At 71.9% G+C, this 15,505-nt stretch carries 15 protein-coding genes; 7 read left to right on the top strand and 8 right to left on the bottom strand.

Annotated features, from left to right (window positions below; genetic code table 11):
- Positions 1 to 12 precede the first annotated feature (12 nt).
- Positions 13 to 795, bottom strand: a complete 783-nt coding sequence (gene lexA, locus O3597_RS17690) for a transcriptional repressor LexA (protein WP_281601809.1) — start codon at positions 793 to 795, stop codon at positions 13 to 15.
- A gap of 539 nt (positions 796 to 1,334) precedes the next feature.
- Between lexA and nrdR the strand changes: the two genes are divergently transcribed.
- Positions 1,335 to 1,823, top strand: a complete 489-nt coding sequence (gene nrdR / locus O3597_RS17685) for a transcriptional regulator NrdR (protein WP_164445600.1) — start codon at positions 1,335 to 1,337, stop codon at positions 1,821 to 1,823.
- A 66-nt stretch (positions 1,824 to 1,889) separates the two neighbouring features.
- Positions 1,890 to 4,769: a vitamin B12-dependent ribonucleotide reductase gene (locus O3597_RS17680; protein WP_281601808.1), complete on the top strand. Its 2,880-nt coding sequence runs from the start codon at positions 1,890 to 1,892 to the stop codon at positions 4,767 to 4,769.
- A gap of 340 nt (positions 4,770 to 5,109) precedes the next feature.
- Here the strand turns inward: O3597_RS17680 and O3597_RS17675 are convergent, their stop codons facing one another.
- Positions 5,110 to 5,643: a DUF6010 family protein gene (locus O3597_RS17675; RefSeq protein WP_281601807.1), complete on the bottom strand. Its 534-nt coding sequence runs from the start codon at positions 5,641 to 5,643 to the stop codon at positions 5,110 to 5,112.
- 83 nt (positions 5,644 to 5,726) lie between these two features.
- On the opposite strand from O3597_RS17675, the gene O3597_RS17670 reads away from it, so the two are divergent.
- Positions 5,727 to 6,665: a helix-turn-helix domain-containing protein gene (locus O3597_RS17670; RefSeq protein ID WP_281601806.1), complete on the top strand. Its 939-nt coding sequence runs from the start codon at positions 5,727 to 5,729 to the stop codon at positions 6,663 to 6,665.
- A 16-nt stretch (positions 6,666 to 6,681) separates the two neighbouring features.
- On the opposite strand, the gene O3597_RS17665 is transcribed toward O3597_RS17670, so the two are convergent.
- Positions 6,682 to 7,863, bottom strand: coding sequence for a DUF6596 domain-containing protein (locus tag O3597_RS17665; protein ID WP_281604573.1), 1,182 nt, complete (start codon positions 7,861 to 7,863; stop codon positions 6,682 to 6,684).
- An 86-nt stretch (positions 7,864 to 7,949) separates the two neighbouring features.
- Complete coding sequence (locus tag O3597_RS17660; RefSeq protein ID WP_281601805.1) at positions 7,950 to 8,291, bottom strand: YciI family protein; 342 nt, start codon at positions 8,289 to 8,291, stop codon at positions 7,950 to 7,952.
- Positions 8,292 to 8,382: 91 nt separating this feature from the next.
- Here O3597_RS17660 and O3597_RS17655 point away from each other — a divergent pair, with 91 nt between their 5' ends.
- The gene (locus O3597_RS17655) at positions 8,383 to 8,622 is read left to right on the top strand and encodes a DUF5522 domain-containing protein (RefSeq protein WP_164445596.1); all 240 of its coding nucleotides are present in this window, start codon (positions 8,383 to 8,385) and stop codon (positions 8,620 to 8,622) included.
- Between the two features lie 11 nt (positions 8,623 to 8,633).
- Here the strand turns inward: O3597_RS17655 and O3597_RS17650 are convergent, their stop codons facing one another.
- Positions 8,634 to 9,320 carry a metal-dependent transcriptional regulator gene (locus O3597_RS17650; RefSeq protein WP_164445595.1) on the bottom strand — a complete coding sequence of 229 codons (687 nt, stop codon included), beginning with the start codon at positions 9,318 to 9,320 and terminating at the stop codon, positions 8,634 to 8,636.
- 99 nt (positions 9,321 to 9,419) lie between these two features.
- Here O3597_RS17650 and O3597_RS17645 point away from each other — a divergent pair, with 99 nt between their 5' ends.
- The 3 genes from O3597_RS17645 to O3597_RS17635 all read left to right on the top strand — a co-directional run bounded on the left by O3597_RS17645 (position 9,420) and on the right by O3597_RS17635 (position 14,136).
- Complete coding sequence (locus O3597_RS17645; RefSeq protein WP_281601804.1) at positions 9,420 to 10,262, top strand: sulfurtransferase; 843 nt, start codon at positions 9,420 to 9,422, stop codon at positions 10,260 to 10,262.
- Positions 10,263 to 10,367: 105 nt separating this feature from the next.
- Entirely contained in the window at positions 10,368 to 11,549 is a 1,182-nt protein-coding gene (locus O3597_RS17640) for an acetoin utilization protein AcuC (RefSeq protein WP_164445594.1), read from the top strand.
- Between the two features lie 28 nt (positions 11,550 to 11,577).
- Positions 11,578 to 14,136, top strand: coding sequence for a bifunctional GNAT family N-acetyltransferase/acetate--CoA ligase family protein (locus O3597_RS17635; protein WP_281601803.1), 2,559 nt, complete (start codon positions 11,578 to 11,580; stop codon positions 14,134 to 14,136).
- A gap of 11 nt (positions 14,137 to 14,147) precedes the next feature.
- Here O3597_RS17635 and O3597_RS17630 read toward each other — a convergent pair whose 3' ends face one another.
- Genes O3597_RS17630 through O3597_RS17620 form a run of 3 tightly spaced genes read right to left on the bottom strand, consistent with a single transcriptional unit; the run spans position 14,148 to position 15,393 of the window.
- The gene (locus O3597_RS17630) at positions 14,148 to 14,555 is read right to left on the bottom strand and encodes a VOC family protein (protein WP_164445593.1); all 408 of its coding nucleotides are present in this window, start codon (positions 14,553 to 14,555) and stop codon (positions 14,148 to 14,150) included.
- Complete coding sequence (locus O3597_RS17625) at positions 14,552 to 15,043, bottom strand: SRPBCC family protein (protein WP_281601802.1); 492 nt, start codon at positions 15,041 to 15,043, stop codon at positions 14,552 to 14,554. The genes O3597_RS17630 and O3597_RS17625 overlap by 4 nt, the downstream gene beginning before the upstream one ends.
- The gene (locus O3597_RS17620) at positions 15,040 to 15,393 is read right to left on the bottom strand and encodes a metalloregulator ArsR/SmtB family transcription factor (protein ID WP_281601801.1); all 354 of its coding nucleotides are present in this window, start codon (positions 15,391 to 15,393) and stop codon (positions 15,040 to 15,042) included. The genes O3597_RS17625 and O3597_RS17620 overlap by 4 nt, the downstream gene beginning before the upstream one ends.
- Between the last annotated feature and the right edge of the window lie 112 nt (positions 15,394 to 15,505).

Below are 15,505 nucleotides of genomic sequence, written 5' to 3'. Positions count from 1 at the left end.
CCGGTCGCCGATTCAGATGCGGCGCAGCACCGCGACCACCCGGCCCATGATGGTGGCGTCGTCGCCGGGGATCGGATCGAAGGCCGGATTCTGCGGCATCAGCCAGACGTGACCGTCACGCAGCCGGTAGGTCTTCACGGTCGCCTCGCCGTCGAGCATGGCGGCGACGATCTCACCCGAATCCGCGGTCGGCTGCTGCCGGACCACCACCCAGTCGCCGTCGCAGATCGCCGCGTCGAGCATCGAGTCACCCTTGACCTGGAGCATGAAGACCTCGCCCTCGCCGACCAGCTCGCGCGGCAGCGGGAAGACGTCCTCCACCGACTGCTCGGCGAGGATCGGGCCACCGGCGGCGATGCGACCGAGCATCGGGACGTAGGCCGGCGTGGGGCGCTGGGAGCGGCTCAGCTCGTCGTCGACGTCGTTCGGCGAGCGGACGTCGACGGCCCGGGGCCGGTTCGGATCGCGCCGGAGGAAGCCCTTCTTCTCCAATTCCTTGAGCTGGTAGGCGACGCTCGACGGGGAAACCAGCCCGACCGCCTCGCCGATCTCGCGCACGCTCGGCGGGTAGCCGTGGCGCTCGACCCAGGTGCGGATGAAGTCGAGGATGCGTCGCTGCCGGGCGGTGAGGTCGACGGTCGCCGGGTCGGGGAAGCTGCTGACCACCGGGGTCACCGGACGCACGGTCGGCTGACCGGAGCGGGCTCGGGTGACACTCCGGCGTCGGGCGGCCGGCGGACCCGCCTCGATGCTCTGCTGCGGGCTCTGTGGCCGGTTGGCCCGGTCCTCGGTCACGTCCGTCCTCCCTGGTCGGCGCTGGGTGCCTCGGCGGCTCGTGGTGCGCGCGGTGGTCTGCTGGCCGGCGGGTCGACCATGGTCACCTCCGGTTGTTCATGACCGTATAGGTGAGATCGGTCTTTTTCAAACATCTGTACGACCTTCGGTCGCGTGTCGATCCGGAAATCAGCGCGACGCCGGGTCCTTCCTGATAAATAGTACTGGTGTTCGAGTGGTTGGGAATTGTCGATGCCCGCGCCGGGTCGGTGGTAACCGGCGTGGGCCGCGTCGCGTTGGGCCCTCCGGTTGTGCAGAAACGAGGGCTCGGGTGACGCGCCGGACACGCCGACCAACTTGACCCCGGATCGTCGGCGGCCTACGGTCGACCCCTAGATGTAGTAGTCACATGGGCGTAAGTTGCCTACAGGTTGGGTTCGACTACCGACCGCACTCCCGTACCGCCGGGCCGGCGGCCATCCTGCGGGGATGGCTCCGGCTTGCCGAGGCGTGCCCGGGGGCGGGCGGCTAACCCTATGGTCGATCGAGGAGGTCGGGCGATGCGGTGTCCGTACTGCCGGCACGCCGACTCCCGGGTGGTCGACTCGCGGGAGGCCGACGACGGCCAGCTGATCCGGCGGCGGCGGGCCTGCCCCGAGTGCGGCAAGCGGTTCACCACCGTCGAGGAGGCGGTGCTCGCCGTGGTCAAGCGCAGCGGCGTGACCGAGCCGTTCAGCCGGACGAAGATCATCGGCGGGGTGCGCAAGGCGTGCCAGGGCCGGCCGGTCGACGAGGACTCGATCGCGCTGCTGGCGCAGCGGGTCGAGGAAACCGTCCGGGCCAAGGGGGCCGCCGAGATCCCCAGCCACGAGGTGGGGCTGGCCATCCTGGGTCCACTACGGGACCTGGACGAGGTCGCCTACCTGCGGTTCGCCAGCGTCTACCGGTCGTTCGACTCGCTCGCGGACTTCGAGCGGGAGATCGACACGCTACGGGCCGCCGCGCGTGCCCGCGAGGCTGCCGGTGCCGAGCCGGCCAGCGCGCAGTGAATTTTCAGCAGTACCAGTGACAGTCGGATCGCGCGGCGGGCCCGCGCGGACGAGGGGGCGGATGAGATGCCGGGGGACGGTGTGACGACAAGCAGGTCACGAAACAAGGCGGGCGCGGGGCTCAAGGTCGAGCGGGTCTGGACGACCCCGGGAGTGCACCCGTACGACGAGGTCACCTGGGAACGCCGCGACGTCGTGATGACGAACTGGCGGGACGGCTCGATCAACTTCGAGCAGCGGGGTGTGGAATACCCGGAGAGTTGGAGCGTCAACGCGGCCAACATCGTGACCACCAAGTACTTCCGGGGCGCGGTGGGCACCCCGGAGCGCGAGTGGTCGCTCAAGCAGTTGATCGACCGGGTGGTCACCACCTACCGCACCGCCGGCGAGGAGTACGGCTACTTCGCCTCCCCGGCCGACGCCGAGGTCTTCGCGCACGAGCTGACCTGGATGCTGCTGCACCAGGTGTTCAGCTTCAACTCCCCGGTCTGGTTCAACGTCGGCACCCCCTCGCCCCAGCAGGTATCCGCCTGTTTCATCCTATCCGTGGATGATTCGATGGATTCCATCCTGGATTGGTACAAAGAGGAAGGGCTGATCTTCAAGGGTGGCTCCGGCTCCGGGGTCAACCTGTCCCGGATCCGCTCCTCCCGGGAACTGCTCTCCTCCGGCGGCACCGCCTCCGGCCCGGTCAGCTTCATGCGCGGTGCCGACGCCAGCGCCGGCACCATCAAGTCCGGTGGTGCCACCCGTCGCGCGGCCAAGATGGTCATCCTCGACGTCGACCACCCGGACATCGAGGAGTTCGTGGTCACCAAGGCGCGCGAGGAAGACAAGATCCGCGCGCTGCGCGACGCCGGGTTCGACATGGACCTGGGCGGCTCCGACATCGTCAGCGTGCAGTACCAGAACGCCAACAACTCGGTCCGGGTCTCCGACGAGTTCATGTCGGCGGTGGAGAACAGCGGCAGCTTCGACCTGCGTGGTCGGCTCGACGGCGCGGTGATCGACACCATCGACGCCAAGAACCTGTTCCGCACCATCTCCCAGGCTGCCTGGGAGTGCGCCGACCCGGGCCTGCAGTACGACGACACCATCAACGACTGGCACACCTGCCCGGAGACCGGCCGGATCACCGCGTCGAACCCGTGCTCGGAGTACCTGCACCTGGACAACTCCTCGTGCAACCTGGCCTCACTGAACCTGATGAAGTTCCTCCGCGCCGACGGCGGCTTCGAGGTGGAGAAGTTCGTCCGGAGCGTCGAGCTGGTCATCACCGCGATGGACATCTCGATCTGCTTCGCCGACTTCCCAACCGAGAAGATCGGCGAGACCACCCGGGCATACCGGCAGCTCGGCATCGGCTACGCCAACCTGGGCGCCCTGCTGATGGCCTCCGGCCTGCCGTACGACTCGGACCAGGGCCGCTCGCTGTCGGCCGCGATCACCTCGCTGATGACCGGCACGGCGTACCGCCGCTCCGCCGAGCTGGCCGGCATCGTCGGCGCGTACGACGGCTACGCCCGCAACGCGGAGCCGCACAAGCGGGTGATGCGCAAGCACGCCGCGGCCAACGACGAGATCAAGCCGTCCGGCACGGTGGCCACCGCCCTGACCCGCGAGGCCACCAAGCAGTGGACCCTCGGCAACAAGATCGGTGAGAAGAACGGCTGGCGCAACTCCCAGGCCAGCGTGCTCGCGCCGACCGGCACCATCGGCCTGATGATGGACTGCGACACCACCGGTGTGGAGCCGGACCTGGCGCTTGTCAAGTTCAAGAAGCTGGTCGGCGGCGGCTCGATGCAGATCGTCAACCAGACCGTGCCGCGCGCCCTGCGTTCCCTCGGGTACCCGGAGGAGCAGGTCGAGGCGATCGTCGAGCACATCGCCGACCAGGGCCACGTGGTGGACGCCCCCGGCCTGAAGCCGGAGCACTACCCGGTCTTCGACTGCGCCATGGGCGAGCGGTCCATCGCGCCGATGGGGCACGTGCGGATGATGGCGGCGGTCCAGCCGTTCATCTCCGGCGCCATCTCCAAGACGGTCAACATGCCGGAGCAGGCCACCGTCGAGGACGTCGAGAAGATCTACTTCGAGGGCTGGAAACTCGGCCTCAAGGCCCTCGCGATCTACCGGGACAACTGCAAGGTCGGCCAGCCGCTGTCGGCGGCGAAGAAGAAGGCCGCCGAGCCGGAGGCGACCACCACCGCCGTCGAGCCGGTGGTGGAGAAGGTCGTCGAGTACCGCCCGGTGCGCAAGCGGCTGCCGAAGAAGCGCCCGTCGGAGACCATCTCCTTCTCCGTGGGCGGGGCCGAGGGCTACCTCACCGCCTCGTCGTACCCGGACGACGGTCTCGGCGAGGTCTTCCTCAAGATGTCGAAGCAGGGCTCCACCCTGGCCGGGGTGATGGACGCCTTCTCGGTGGCCATCTCCATCGGCCTGCAGTACGGCGTGCCGCTGGAGACGTTCGTCAGCAAGTTCACGAACATGCGCTTCGAGCCGGCCGGCATGACCGACGACCCGGACGTGCGGATGGCCGCCTCGGTGATGGACTACATCTTCCGTCGCCTGGCGCTGGACTTCCTGCCCTACGAGCGTCGCGCCGAGCTGGGCATCTTCACCGCCAAGGAGCGGGCCGCCCAGCTCGCCGCCGAGGCCGAGGCCGAGGCGAACGGCGCGGACCTGACCGCGATGGCCGCCTCCGCCCCGGTGGAGGCCAAGCCGGAGGAGCCGAAGGCCGGCCCGGTCGCCCAGCCGGCCCAGGAACTCGCCGACGTCGCCGCGGTCAAGCCGGCACCGCCGGTCGGTTCCAGCACCGAGCTGCTGGAGGCCGTGATCGGCAAGGCCGCCGACGCACCGCTCTGCTTCACCTGCGGTACGAAGATGCGCCCGGCCGGTAGCTGCTACGTCTGCGAGGGCTGCGGCTCCACCAGCGGCTGCAGCTGACCGAGTACGCGACGAGCCCCGGGCGGTGATCCGCCCGGGGCTCGTTCGTCTCTTGGCGACCGTGGACCGAAACGGCCCTCCCGTGGGCACTGCCGTACCAAGATTGGTCAAGCTGGTGGGCGAAGCCGGCCTGTTCGGCGTACTGCATGACGTAGGTCTTCACGCAGCCGGTGACGGCGGTCAGCGCCCGGGAGAGCCGGACCTGCCAGGTGCCGAGGCTGGCCGCCTCGGCGTCGGTCAGGTCGGCGATCGACGTGACGTGCCGGCGGGGGGACGAGCACCAGCCAGCCGGGTAGCCGACTGTCGAACGCGTGCACCACCCGCCAGTGCTCGTCGGTGTCTACGCGTTCCCGTGGCGGCAACGCGTCGAACCGCTCCTCGCTGCGGCACACATAGCAGTCCATCCCCGCACCGTACCGAGCGACAACCATGGGATCTTGGTGCGAAGCCGCCCCTCCGAGGGCGGTTTCGCACCAAGATTTCGTGACGAGCGGAGGTGGAGCAGGTCCCGCAATGACCAGCCGCCGGTCAGGCACCAGAGCGCGATGACCGGGTCGCAGATAGCGCAGCCGAACGACGAGTCGTGGGCGAAGGGGATGATCGGGTTGCCCTTCAGGTGGTGGACGATGTCCCAGCCGGTGTGCAGCAGCCAGCCGACGCCGATCCACCGCCACGACTCCAGCCCACGGAAGGCCACGTAGACCAGCACGGCCACGAACGGGAACTCCCACGCACCGAGCCCACCACCGCTCAGGTACGCCGCGCCCGCTCCCGCGATCATGATGGCGTTGAGACGGCGGCGGTGCGGTTCCCGGATCAGCGAGTTGAGGCAGACGTAGAGGATGCCGATGAGCAGCGGCACGACGATGTTCACGAGCGGTGAATCTAGGTACCGGCGGCGCTGGAGAGCAGGGGCCGGCGAGCCATCGACCGACGGGTTCTCGCCAGAATGGGCGGATGCACCGAGTGGTGGTGGTCGCGTACGACGGTGTGGTCCCGTTCGACCTGTCCGTGCCGGTCGAGGTGTTCGGCCGGGCTCGACGGGCCGACGGTGCTGCCGCGTACCAGGTCCGGGTCTGCGGGGCGACCGACGAGGTCCGGGCCGGAGCGTTCGGGCTGCGGGTGCCGTACGACCTGTCCGCGATGGCCGAGGCGGACACGGTGGTCGTACCGGGAATCGCCGACCTGGACGCGCCGCTGCCGGAGGCGGTCCGCGTGGCGCTGGCCGACAGCCCGGCCCGGCTGCTGTCGATCTGCACCGGCGCCTTCGTGTTGGCCGCCGCCGGCCGGCTCGACGGTCGGCGGGCCACCACCCACTGGGCCGCCGCGGCCGAGCTGGCCCGCCGGTATCCGAGCGTCATCGTCGACCCGGACGTGCTGTTCGTCGAGGACGCGCCGGTGTTGACCTCGGCCGGTGCCGCCGCCGGGCTCGACCTCTGCCTGCACGTGGTACGCCGCGACCACGGCGCCGCCGTGGCCGCCGAGACCGCCCGTAGCTGCGTGATGCCGTTGGAGCGGGCCGGTGGGCAGGCACAGTTCATCGCGTACGAGCCACCCGCGCCGGCCGGGCACAGTCTCGAACCGCTGCTGGCCTGGCTCACCGACAACCTGCATCGTCCGCTCACCCTGGCCGAGATCGCCGCGTACGCGACGATGAGCCCGAGATCGTTGAGCCGGCACTTCCGCGACCAGACCGGCACCACCCCGATGCGTTGGCTGAGCCGACACCGGGTCCGTCGGGCGCAGCACCTGCTGGAGCGCAGCGACCAGCCGGTCGAGCGGATCGGTGAGCTGGTCGGCTTCACGTCCCCGACGGCCTTCCGGGCGTGCTTCCGGCAGCTTGTCGGCGTCAGTCCCCGCGACTACCGGGCGACCTTCCCGCCCTCCGCCCGATAGCCCAGCGCAAACGTCGTCAGGAGGCGAGGACCTCCCCGAGACGGGTGGTGAGGAAGTCCCGTTCGGCATCGTTGTCGACCAGGTCCAGGGCATCCCGGTAGGCACCCGCCGCCTCGGCGTCGCGGCCGAGCCGGCGCAGCAGGTCGGCCCGGATCGCCGGCAGGTAGTGGTAGCCGGCCAGCCGCGGGTCCCGGGCGAGAGCGTCGACCTCGGCGAGCGCCACGGCCGGTCCGTCCACCATCGACACCGCGACCGTCCGGTTCAACGAGACCACCGGGGAGGGCCAGCGAGCCAGCAACGCGTCGTAGAGCCGGACGATCTGCGGCCAGTCGGTGGCCTGGTAGCTGGGCGCGTGGGCGTGCAGCGAGGCGATGGCAGCCTGAATCGCGTACCGGCCGGTGCGTCCGGTGCGGAACGCGTCGAGTACCAGACGGTGCCCCTCGGCGATGGCGTCCCGGTCCCAACCGGTGCGGTCCTGGTCCTCCAGGCGCAGCAGCCGGCCCTCGGCGTCGGTACGGGTGGCCCGGCGGGCGTCGGTGAGCAGCAGCAGCGCGAGCAGCCCGCGTACCTCCGGCTCGTCGGGCAGCAGGGCGGCCAGCATCCGGGCCAGGTGCAGCGCGCGGTCGACCAGGTCGGCGCGGACCAGGTCGCCGCCGCTGGGTGCGGTGTGCCCGGTGGTGTAGAGCAGGTGTACGACGGTGAGCACCCCGTCGAGCCGGTCGGGCAGTTCGACGGCCTCGGGGACCCGGTAGGGGATCCGGGCGGCGGTGATTCTCTTCTTGGCGCGGGTGATCCGCGCCGCCATGGTCGGCTCGGGGACCAGGAAGGCGCTGGCGATGTCGGCGGTGCTCACCCCACAGACCAGGCGCAGGGTGAGCGCCACCTGCGCCTCCCGGGCGAGCGCCGGATGGCAGCAGGTGAAGACCAGGCGCAGCCGGTCGTCCGGCACGGCCACCTCGTCCGGGACGTCCGGTTCCACCTGGTCCGGTTCCACGAGCAGGGGCAGTTTCGCGCGGAGCACCTGCCGTCGGCGCAGCACGTCGAGGGCCTTGCGCCGGGCCGTGGCGGTGAGCCAGGCACCGGGACGCTCCGGTACGCCGTCGCGGGCCCAGGCGCCGAGCGCGGCCACGTACGCCTCCTGGACGCTCTCCTCGGCGAGGTCGAAGTCACCGGCGACGCGCGCCGTGGCGGCGAGCACGAAGGTCCACTCGCGGCGGTGTGCGTCCGCGACGGCCCGTTCGACCTCGGCGGTCGTGGCCGGCACGACGGCGCGCTCGGCGGCGTTCACTCGGCGGGCGGCTCGAACAGCGGCCGGACCTCCACCCCGCCGTGAATGGTGGCCGGGTTCAGTTTGGCGATTCGCACGGCGGTGTCCAGGTCGGGCGCCTCCAGCACGAAGAACCCGGCGACGACCTCCTTGGCCTCGATGAACGGGCCGTCGGTGACGAGGTCGCCGCGCACCGCGGTGGCGGTGGTGCTCGGTTGCAGGGCGAAGCCCGTCACGATCTGCCCGCCAAGCTCGGCCACCTGCGCGGGGTACCGGTCCAGCAGGGCGATGTAGTCGGGGGTGAGGTCCATCGGGTCGGCCGGTGCCGGCGAGTAGATCAGGACCGCGTACTGGGCCATGGGGACTCCTTCATCGACTTGATCCTCCGTCCCGTCACTGGGCGGTGCCAGTGCGGATGGACGCGACCGGGGAGAACCTAGACTGCCGGTGATGAGCGGAGAACGACGGCCCCTGGCGGCTCGGCCGCTGACCGAGCCGCACCCGTCCCGGTTGCCGCTCGATCACCCGGGCCGGCAGCGCATCCTCACCGAGCATGCCGCCGCCCTGGCCGCGGGCGACGCCGGCTACCTGGACCCGGAGACCGGGCTGTTCGTCCTCACGGCCGGTTTCCTGGCCCGCCGGGGCACCTGTTGCGGCCGGGGCTGTCGACACTGCCCGTACGTGGAGTGAGCTCGCCGTGCTCAGGCGGCGGCGACGAAGACGCGGGAGGCGATCTCGCGGGGCAGCCGGACGCTCTCGCCGGAGCGGTCGATCGACACGGCGTCGCGTTCCTGCGCCACCGTCACCGTGGCACCCGGGTCGACACCGGCCGCGTGTAGTTGCCGCAGCACCTCGGCGTCGGTCTGCACGCTCTCACAGATCCGTCGCACGATGACCGTGCCGGTCAGACCGGGGAAGGCCAGGTTGCGCTCGACGTCCGTCGGCTCAGGCTCGGACTGGGGCGAGCCCAACTCGTCCAGTCCCGGGATCGGGTTGCCGTAGGGCGACCGGGTCGGCCGGTTGAGCAGGTCGTAGACCCGCTTCTCGACCGCGTCGCTCATCACGTGCTCCCAGCGGCAGGCCTCCTCGTGGGCCTCCTCGTAGGGCATCCCGATCACGTTGACCAGCAGCAGCTCGGCGAGCCGGTGCTTGCGCATCACCGAGACGGCGGCGTTGCGCCCCTGGTCGGTGAGGCTGAGGTGCCGGTCACCTTCCACGGTGAGCAGGCCGTCGCGTTCCATCCGGGCAACGGTCTGACTGACCGTGGGGCCGCTCTGGCGCAGGCGTTCGGCGATCCGGGCGCGCAGCGGAGGCACACCCTCCTCCTCGAGTTCGAGGATCGTACGCAAGTACATTTCGGTCGTATCGACCAGGTCGTGGGTCTTCATGGTGTCAGCGGCCCTCCAGGCCTCGATGGTACCCTGCCGCACCCTGGAGGTCGGTTGCCGAGCCGTCGGGCATGTCACTCGTGGTGTTGACTGGGGGCCATGCCCGCTAGCGAGGAACTTCTGGTCGAGGCCGAGCGGCTCGCCGCCGAGCTCGACGGCGTCGACCCGCCCACCCTGCTCGATGTCCGCTGGCGTCTGATCGGGCCGCCCGGACGGGACGACTACCTGGCCGGACATCTACCGGGCGCGGTCTTCGTCGACCTGGACACCGCGCTGTGCGGCGCTCCCGGCCCGGCCGGGCGGCACCCGCTGCCCGAACCGGTCGCGCTGGAGGCGGCGTTGCGGGCGGCCGGCGTGCGGGCCGGGCACCCGGTGGTGGTGTACGACGGCGGTGACGGGATGTCCGCGGCGCGGGCCTGGTGGACGCTGCGCTGGGCGGGGCACCGGGCGGTCCGGCTGTTGCACGGCGGCTACCCGGCCTGGACGGCGGCCGGCCTGCCGGTCAGCACCGACCGACCCGCTCCGGTACCGGGCGACGTGACCGTCCGCCCGGGGGCCCTGCCGGTGCTGGACGCCACGGCAGCCGCCCGCCTGGCGGCCGGCGACGGCGTACTGATCGACGTGCGGGCCGCGCCCCGTTACCGGGGCGAGCACGAGCCGATCGACCCGGTCGCCGGTCACATCCCCGGCGCGGTGAACCTGCCGGCGCCCGAGTACGTCACCGAGGGTCGCTTCCCGGCCGCCGAGACCCTGCGGCACCGTTTCGCCGCTGTCGGCGTGGCCGCCGAGGCTCCCGTCGGGGCGTACTGCGGATCGGGGGTGACCGGAGCCCAGGCCGTGCTCGCGTTGCATCTGGTCGGCCGCACGGACGCCGCGCTCTACGTGGGTTCGTGGAGCAACTGGGTCGCCGACCCGGACCGACCGGTCGCCACCGACACCTGACCGTCCCGACACCCGGTGGCCGTGTCGCGGGCCCGGCGGCGGCAGGCCCGGGTCGCCGGGCCCGGCCGCCGGGCCGCCGACCGGCCGTCGTGCGACCATGGGCAGATGTCCGACGACACGGTGGTGGTGTGGGACGAGTCGTTGCTCGCCTACGACCTCGGTGACCATCCGCTCGATCCGGTGCGGGTGGAACTGACCATCGCCCTGGCTCGGGAACTGGGCGTGCTGGAACGGGCCGGGGTGCGCCTGGTGCCGCCGACACCGGCCGACGACGCTCTGCTCACCCGGGTGCACGATCCGCGTTACCTGGACGCGGTCCGGATCGCGCCGCGCGATCCGCTCTTCGCCGGGTTCGGTCTGGGCACGTCGGACAATCCCGTCTTCGACGGAATGCACGAGTCCAGCGCGCTGGTCGCGGGGGCGAGCGTGATCGCGGCCGAGGCGGTGTGGCGGGGCACGGCCCGCCGGGCGGTCAACGTCGCTGGCGGCCTGCATCACGCGATGCCGGCCCGAGCGGCCGGATTCTGTGTCTACAACGACCCGGCGGTGGCCATCGCCCGCCTGCTCGACCTGGGTGCCGAGCGCATCGCGTACGTCGACGTGGACGTGCACCACGGCGACGGGGTGCAGCAGATCTTCTGGGACGACCCCCGGGTGCTGACGGTCAGCCTGCACGAGACGCCGCTCGCGCTGTTCCCGGGCACCGGCTTCCCGGACGAGACCGGTGGCCCGAACGCCGCGGGCACCGCGGTCAACATCCCGTTGCCGCCCGGCATCGAGGACGCCGGTTGGCAGCGTGCCTTCCACGCGGTCGTGCCGTCGGTGCTGCGGGCGTTCCGTCCACAACTCCTGTTCACCCAGTGCGGGGCGGACGCCCACCGGGTCGACCCCCTCGCCGACCTGCACCTGTCCGTCGACGGGCAGCGCGCCACCTACCTGGCGTTGCGGGCGCTCGCCGACGAGCTGTGCGACGGGCGTTGGGTGGCCACCGGCGGCGGTGGGTACGCCCTGGTCGAGGTGGTGCCCCGGGCCTGGACGCATCTGCTGGCGGTGGCCACCGGCGCGCCGTTGGATCCGGCGACGTTGACTCCGCCGGCCTGGCGGGAACTGGCCGCCACCCGCCGGCCGGGCTTCGACGTGCCGCTGCGGATGACCGACGACGTCGACCCGGGGTACGAGCCGTGGCAGCCCACCGGGGAACCGAGCGCGGTCGACCGGGCGATCGCGGCGACCCGCAAAGCGGTCTTCCCGCTGCTCGGCCTCGACCCGCACGATCCGCGTGACTGACTGAGCCGGCCGGGGAGGGCCGTCCGAGGTGACCACTGCCGAATACGCCGTGGACGTGCTGCTCAGCGACGGCAGCACGGTCCAGTTGCGGCCGATCGACCCGTCCGACGCGCCCGAGATCGTGGCGATGCACTCCCGCTTCTCCGAACGCACCCGGTACCTGCGCTACTTCTCGCCGTACCCCCGGATCCCGGAGCGGGACCTGCACCGCTTCGTCAACGTCGACCACCGCGACCGGGAGGCGTTCGTGGTGCTGGCCGGCGACCGGATCGTCGCCGTGGGCCGCTACGAACGGCTCGGCCCGGCCGCGCCCGACGCCGAGGTGGCCTTCGTGGTGGAGGACGCCTACCAGGGGCGGGGCATCGGTTCGGTGTTGATGGAGCATCTCGCCGACGCCGCCCGCCGGGCCGGGATCGTCAACTTCGTGGCCGAGGTGCTGCCGGCCAACGGGCAGATGCTGCGGGTGTTCGCCGACTTCGGGTACCAGATCCAGCGCGAGTTCGCCGACGGGGTGGTGCATCTGAGCTTCCCGATCGCGCCCACCGAGGCGACCCTGGAGGTGCAGCGCGGGCGGGAGCACCGCACCGAGGCACGGTCCATCGCCCGGCTGCTCGCCCCGCGTGGCGTCGCCGTCTACGGGGCCAGCGCCACCGGTCAGGGAGTCGGTGCGGCGGTGCTCGGACACCTGCGCGACGGCGGGTTCACCGGGTCGGTGGTGCCGGTGCACCCGAGCGCGGCGCGGGTGGCGGGGCTGCCCGCGTACCCGTCGGCGGCCGATGCCGGGCTGCCGGTCGACCTGGCGGTGGTGGCGGTGCCCCCCGAGGCCGCCGCCGCGGTGGTCGCCGACGCCGCGGCGGCCGGGGCGCACGGACTGGTGGTGATCTCCGCCGGCTTCGCCGAGGCCGGTGTCGAGGGCGCCGCCGCGCAGCGTGCGCTGGTCCGCGCGGCCCACGCGGCGGGCATGCGGGTGATCGGCCCGAACTGCCTGGGGGTGGCCAATACCGACCCGGCGGTACGCCTCAACGCCACCCTCGCCCCGCGCCTGCCGGTGCCGGGCCGGGTCGGCATCTTCAGCCAGTCCGGCGCGTTCGGCGTGGCGCTGCTGGCCGAGGCGGACCGGCGCGGGCTCGGCCTGTCCAGCTTCGTCTCGGCCGGCAACCGGGCCGACGTCTCCGGCAACGACCTGTTGCAGTACTGGCAGGACGACGCCGGCACCGACGTGATCATGTTGTACCTGGAGACCTTCGGTAACCCGCGCAAGTTCGCCCGGCTGGCCCGGCGCATCGGCCGGGACAAACCGGTGGTGGCGTTGGCCTCACCGGCCCGCCCGCCGGGGGTGGGTGACGCCACCGGCCCGGACGCCACGGCCGTAAGCGCGCTGTTCGCCCAGTCCGGGGTGATCCGGGTGGACACCGTCGGCGAGCTGCTCGACGTCGGGGTGCTGCTGGCCAACCAGCCGCTGCCGGCCGGCGACCGGGTCGGCGTGGTCGGCAACTCGTCGGCGCTGACCGGGCTCGCGGCCACCGCCTGCGCGGCCCAGGGTCTCACCGTGGCCGACGGTTACCCGCGTGACGTGGGGCCGAGGGCGAGCGCGGCCGAGTTCGCCGAGGCGCTGGCCGGTGCCGCCGCCGACGATTCGGTCGACGCCCTGGTGGCGCTCTTCGCGCCGCCGCTGCCCGGCCAGTTCACCGGCACCGAGGCCGACCTCACCGCGGCCCTGCCCGCGGCGCTGTCCGGCGGCAAGCCGGCGGTGGCGACCTTCCTCGTCGGCCGTGCCCCGGCCGGGATGCCCTCGTACCCGAGTGTGGAGGAGGCGGTCCGGGCGCTGGGCCGGGTCACCGCGTACGCGCAGTGGCTGCGCCGGCCGACCGGCACCCTGCCGGAGCTGTCCGGGGTCGACCCGAGGGCGGCGCAGGCGGCGCTGCGGGCGGACGACACCGACGTGGCGGCGCTGCTGGCCGCGTACGGCATCGAGGTGGTCGAGTCGGTGCCGGCCGCCTCGGTCGACGAGGCTGTCGAGGCGGCCACCCGGCTCGGGTTCCCGGTGGCGCTCAAGGCCGCGGCGCCGGGGCTGCGGCACCGACTCGACCTCGGTGCGGTCCGCCTCGACCTGTCGGACGCCGCCGCCGTGCGCCGCGCCGGTTCGGAGCTGGCGGCGGCCTTCGGTGCGGAGGTTCTGGTGCAGCCGATGGTGCCGCCCGGGGTGGCCTGTGTGGTGGAGTTGGTCGAGGACCCGGCGTTCGGGCCGGTGGTCGGGTTCGGGCTCGGCGGGGTCGCCACGGAACTGCTCGGCGACCGCGCGTGGCGGGCCGTGCCGTTGACCGACCGGGACGCCGCCGAGCTGGTCGACGCGCCTCGGGCGGCCCCGTTGCTCCGTGGCCATCGGGGCGCCGCGCCGGTCGATCGCGCCGCCCTGGCCGATCTGCTGCTGCGGGTCGGTCGTCTCGCCGACGACCAGCCCCGGGTCCGGGCGCTGACGTTGAACCCGGTGCTCGCCCGGCCCGACGGTCTGTCGGTGCTGCACGCGAACGTCCGGATCGGCTCGGCCGACGTGCCGCGCCCCGACACCGGCCCCCGCCGGCTGTGAAGGGTGGTGGGTCAGGCTCGGCTGGAGATCTGCTGCACCGCCCAGGCGTTACCGTCGGGGTCGGCGAAGAAGACGAAACCGACGTTGTCCAGCGGGTCCGGCACCGGGCGCGGGTTCTCGCCGAGCACCTGGATCTCGCTCACCTCGACGCCGCGTTCGAGCAGCTCGGCGCGGGCCTTGCCGAGGTCCGGTACGACGAGTTGAAGCCCCTTCAGCGACCCCGGCGGCATCATCGGCACGGCACCCTTGCCGATGACGATCGAGCAGCCGGACCCGGGCGGGGTCAGCTGCACGATGCGGACGTCGTCGCTGATCACCGTGTCGTGGTCGACGGCGAAACCGAGCCGTTCGGCGTAGAAATCCTTGGCCCGGTCCACGTCGGAGACCGGTACGACGACCACTTCCAGCGTCCAGTTCATTGCGGTCCTCCTGTTCCCGTCGCCAGCAGTTCGGCGAGTCGGCTGAAGCTCTCGGAGACCCCGCGGACCATCGGGTACCGCAGGGCGATGTCTCGTCCCTCGGGGGTGGCGTAGCGCAGGGCGGTGGTGACGGTGGTCCGCCCGGCCAGTTCGGTGAACGTGTGGCTGACCAGGGTCTCGCCGGGGTACGACTGGTCGTCGAAGCGTTCGGTGCAGACGAGGCCGTGCGGCGGGTTGATCGTCCGGTAGACCCCGCGCTGGACCATCCGCTCCCCGTCGGGGCCCTGCGACTCGAAGCGCCACCGCCCGCCCACCCGCAGGTCCACCTCGCACCCGACCAACTGCCAGCCGCGTGCGCCGTACCAGCGGACGAGCAGCTCGGGGCGGGTGAAGGCGGCGAACACGAGCTGTGCCGGTGCGTCGAAGACCCGGCTCAGCACGATTTCCCGATCTCCCGGCGTGTCGACCACCAGATGGTCGTCGATCACCGGGCCGTACCGCCGTGCTGTCCTTCCCCGGCCGCGCGCAGCTCGGCGAGCAGGGCGTCGAGACGTTGATAGCGCTCGGCCCAGTGGTCGCGGTACGCGGCGAGCCAGGCGGTGGCCTCCCGCAGCGGCGCGGCTTCGAGGCGGCACGGGCGCCGTTGGGCGTCGCGTCCTCGGCTGACCAGTCCGGCACGTTCCAGCACCCGCAGGTGTTTGGAGACGGCCGGTTGACTCATCGCGAAGGGGGCGGCGAGTTCGGTGACGGTGGCCTCGCCGGTCGCCAACCGGGCGAGGATGGCCCGCCGGGTCGGGTCGGCGAGGGCGGCGAAGGTGGCGTCCAGATCGGTGAGCACGTCATATAACCTTTCGGTTTGATAACCAAGAGGTTTGTATCTGACCGTGTCCCTGCCGTCAAGTGGGAACAGCGCATCGGCCCCCGGCGAACCGCCGGGGGCCGATGGCCGA

This window comes from Verrucosispora sp. WMMA2044 (assembly GCF_027497155.1).
GTDB classification, from domain to species: Bacteria; Actinomycetota; Actinomycetes; order Mycobacteriales; family Micromonosporaceae; genus Micromonospora; species Micromonospora palythoicola.
The sequence above is the reverse complement of the archived record's forward strand: the minus strand, read 5'-3'. Positions and strand labels throughout refer to the sequence as shown.

Bases quoted from the DNA above. Each gene is read 5' to 3' on its own strand.
- nrdR (WP_164445600.1), top strand. From the start codon at position 1,335: ATGCGGTGTCCGTACTGCCGGCACGCCGACTCCCGGGTGGTCGACTCG.
- O3597_RS17670 (WP_281601806.1), top strand. From the start codon at position 5,727: ATGCACCGAGTGGTGGTGGTCGCGTACGACGGTGTGGTCCCGTTCGAC.
- O3597_RS17660 (WP_281601805.1), bottom strand. From the start codon at position 8,291: ATGGCCCAGTACGCGGTCCTGATCTACTCGCCGGCACCGGCCGACCCG.
- O3597_RS17655 (WP_164445596.1), top strand. From the start codon at position 8,383: ATGAGCGGAGAACGACGGCCCCTGGCGGCTCGGCCGCTGACCGAGCCG.
- O3597_RS17640 (WP_164445594.1), top strand. From the start codon at position 10,368: ATGTCCGACGACACGGTGGTGGTGTGGGACGAGTCGTTGCTCGCCTAC.
- O3597_RS17650 (WP_164445595.1), bottom strand. From the start codon at position 9,320: ATGAAGACCCACGACCTGGTCGATACGACCGAAATGTACTTGCGTACG.
- O3597_RS17680 (WP_281601808.1), top strand. From the start codon at position 1,890: ATGCCGGGGGACGGTGTGACGACAAGCAGGTCACGAAACAAGGCGGGC.
- O3597_RS17645 (WP_281601804.1), top strand. From the start codon at position 9,420: ATGCCCGCTAGCGAGGAACTTCTGGTCGAGGCCGAGCGGCTCGCCGCC.
- O3597_RS17630 (WP_164445593.1), bottom strand. From the start codon at position 14,555: ATGAACTGGACGCTGGAAGTGGTCGTCGTACCGGTCTCCGACGTGGAC.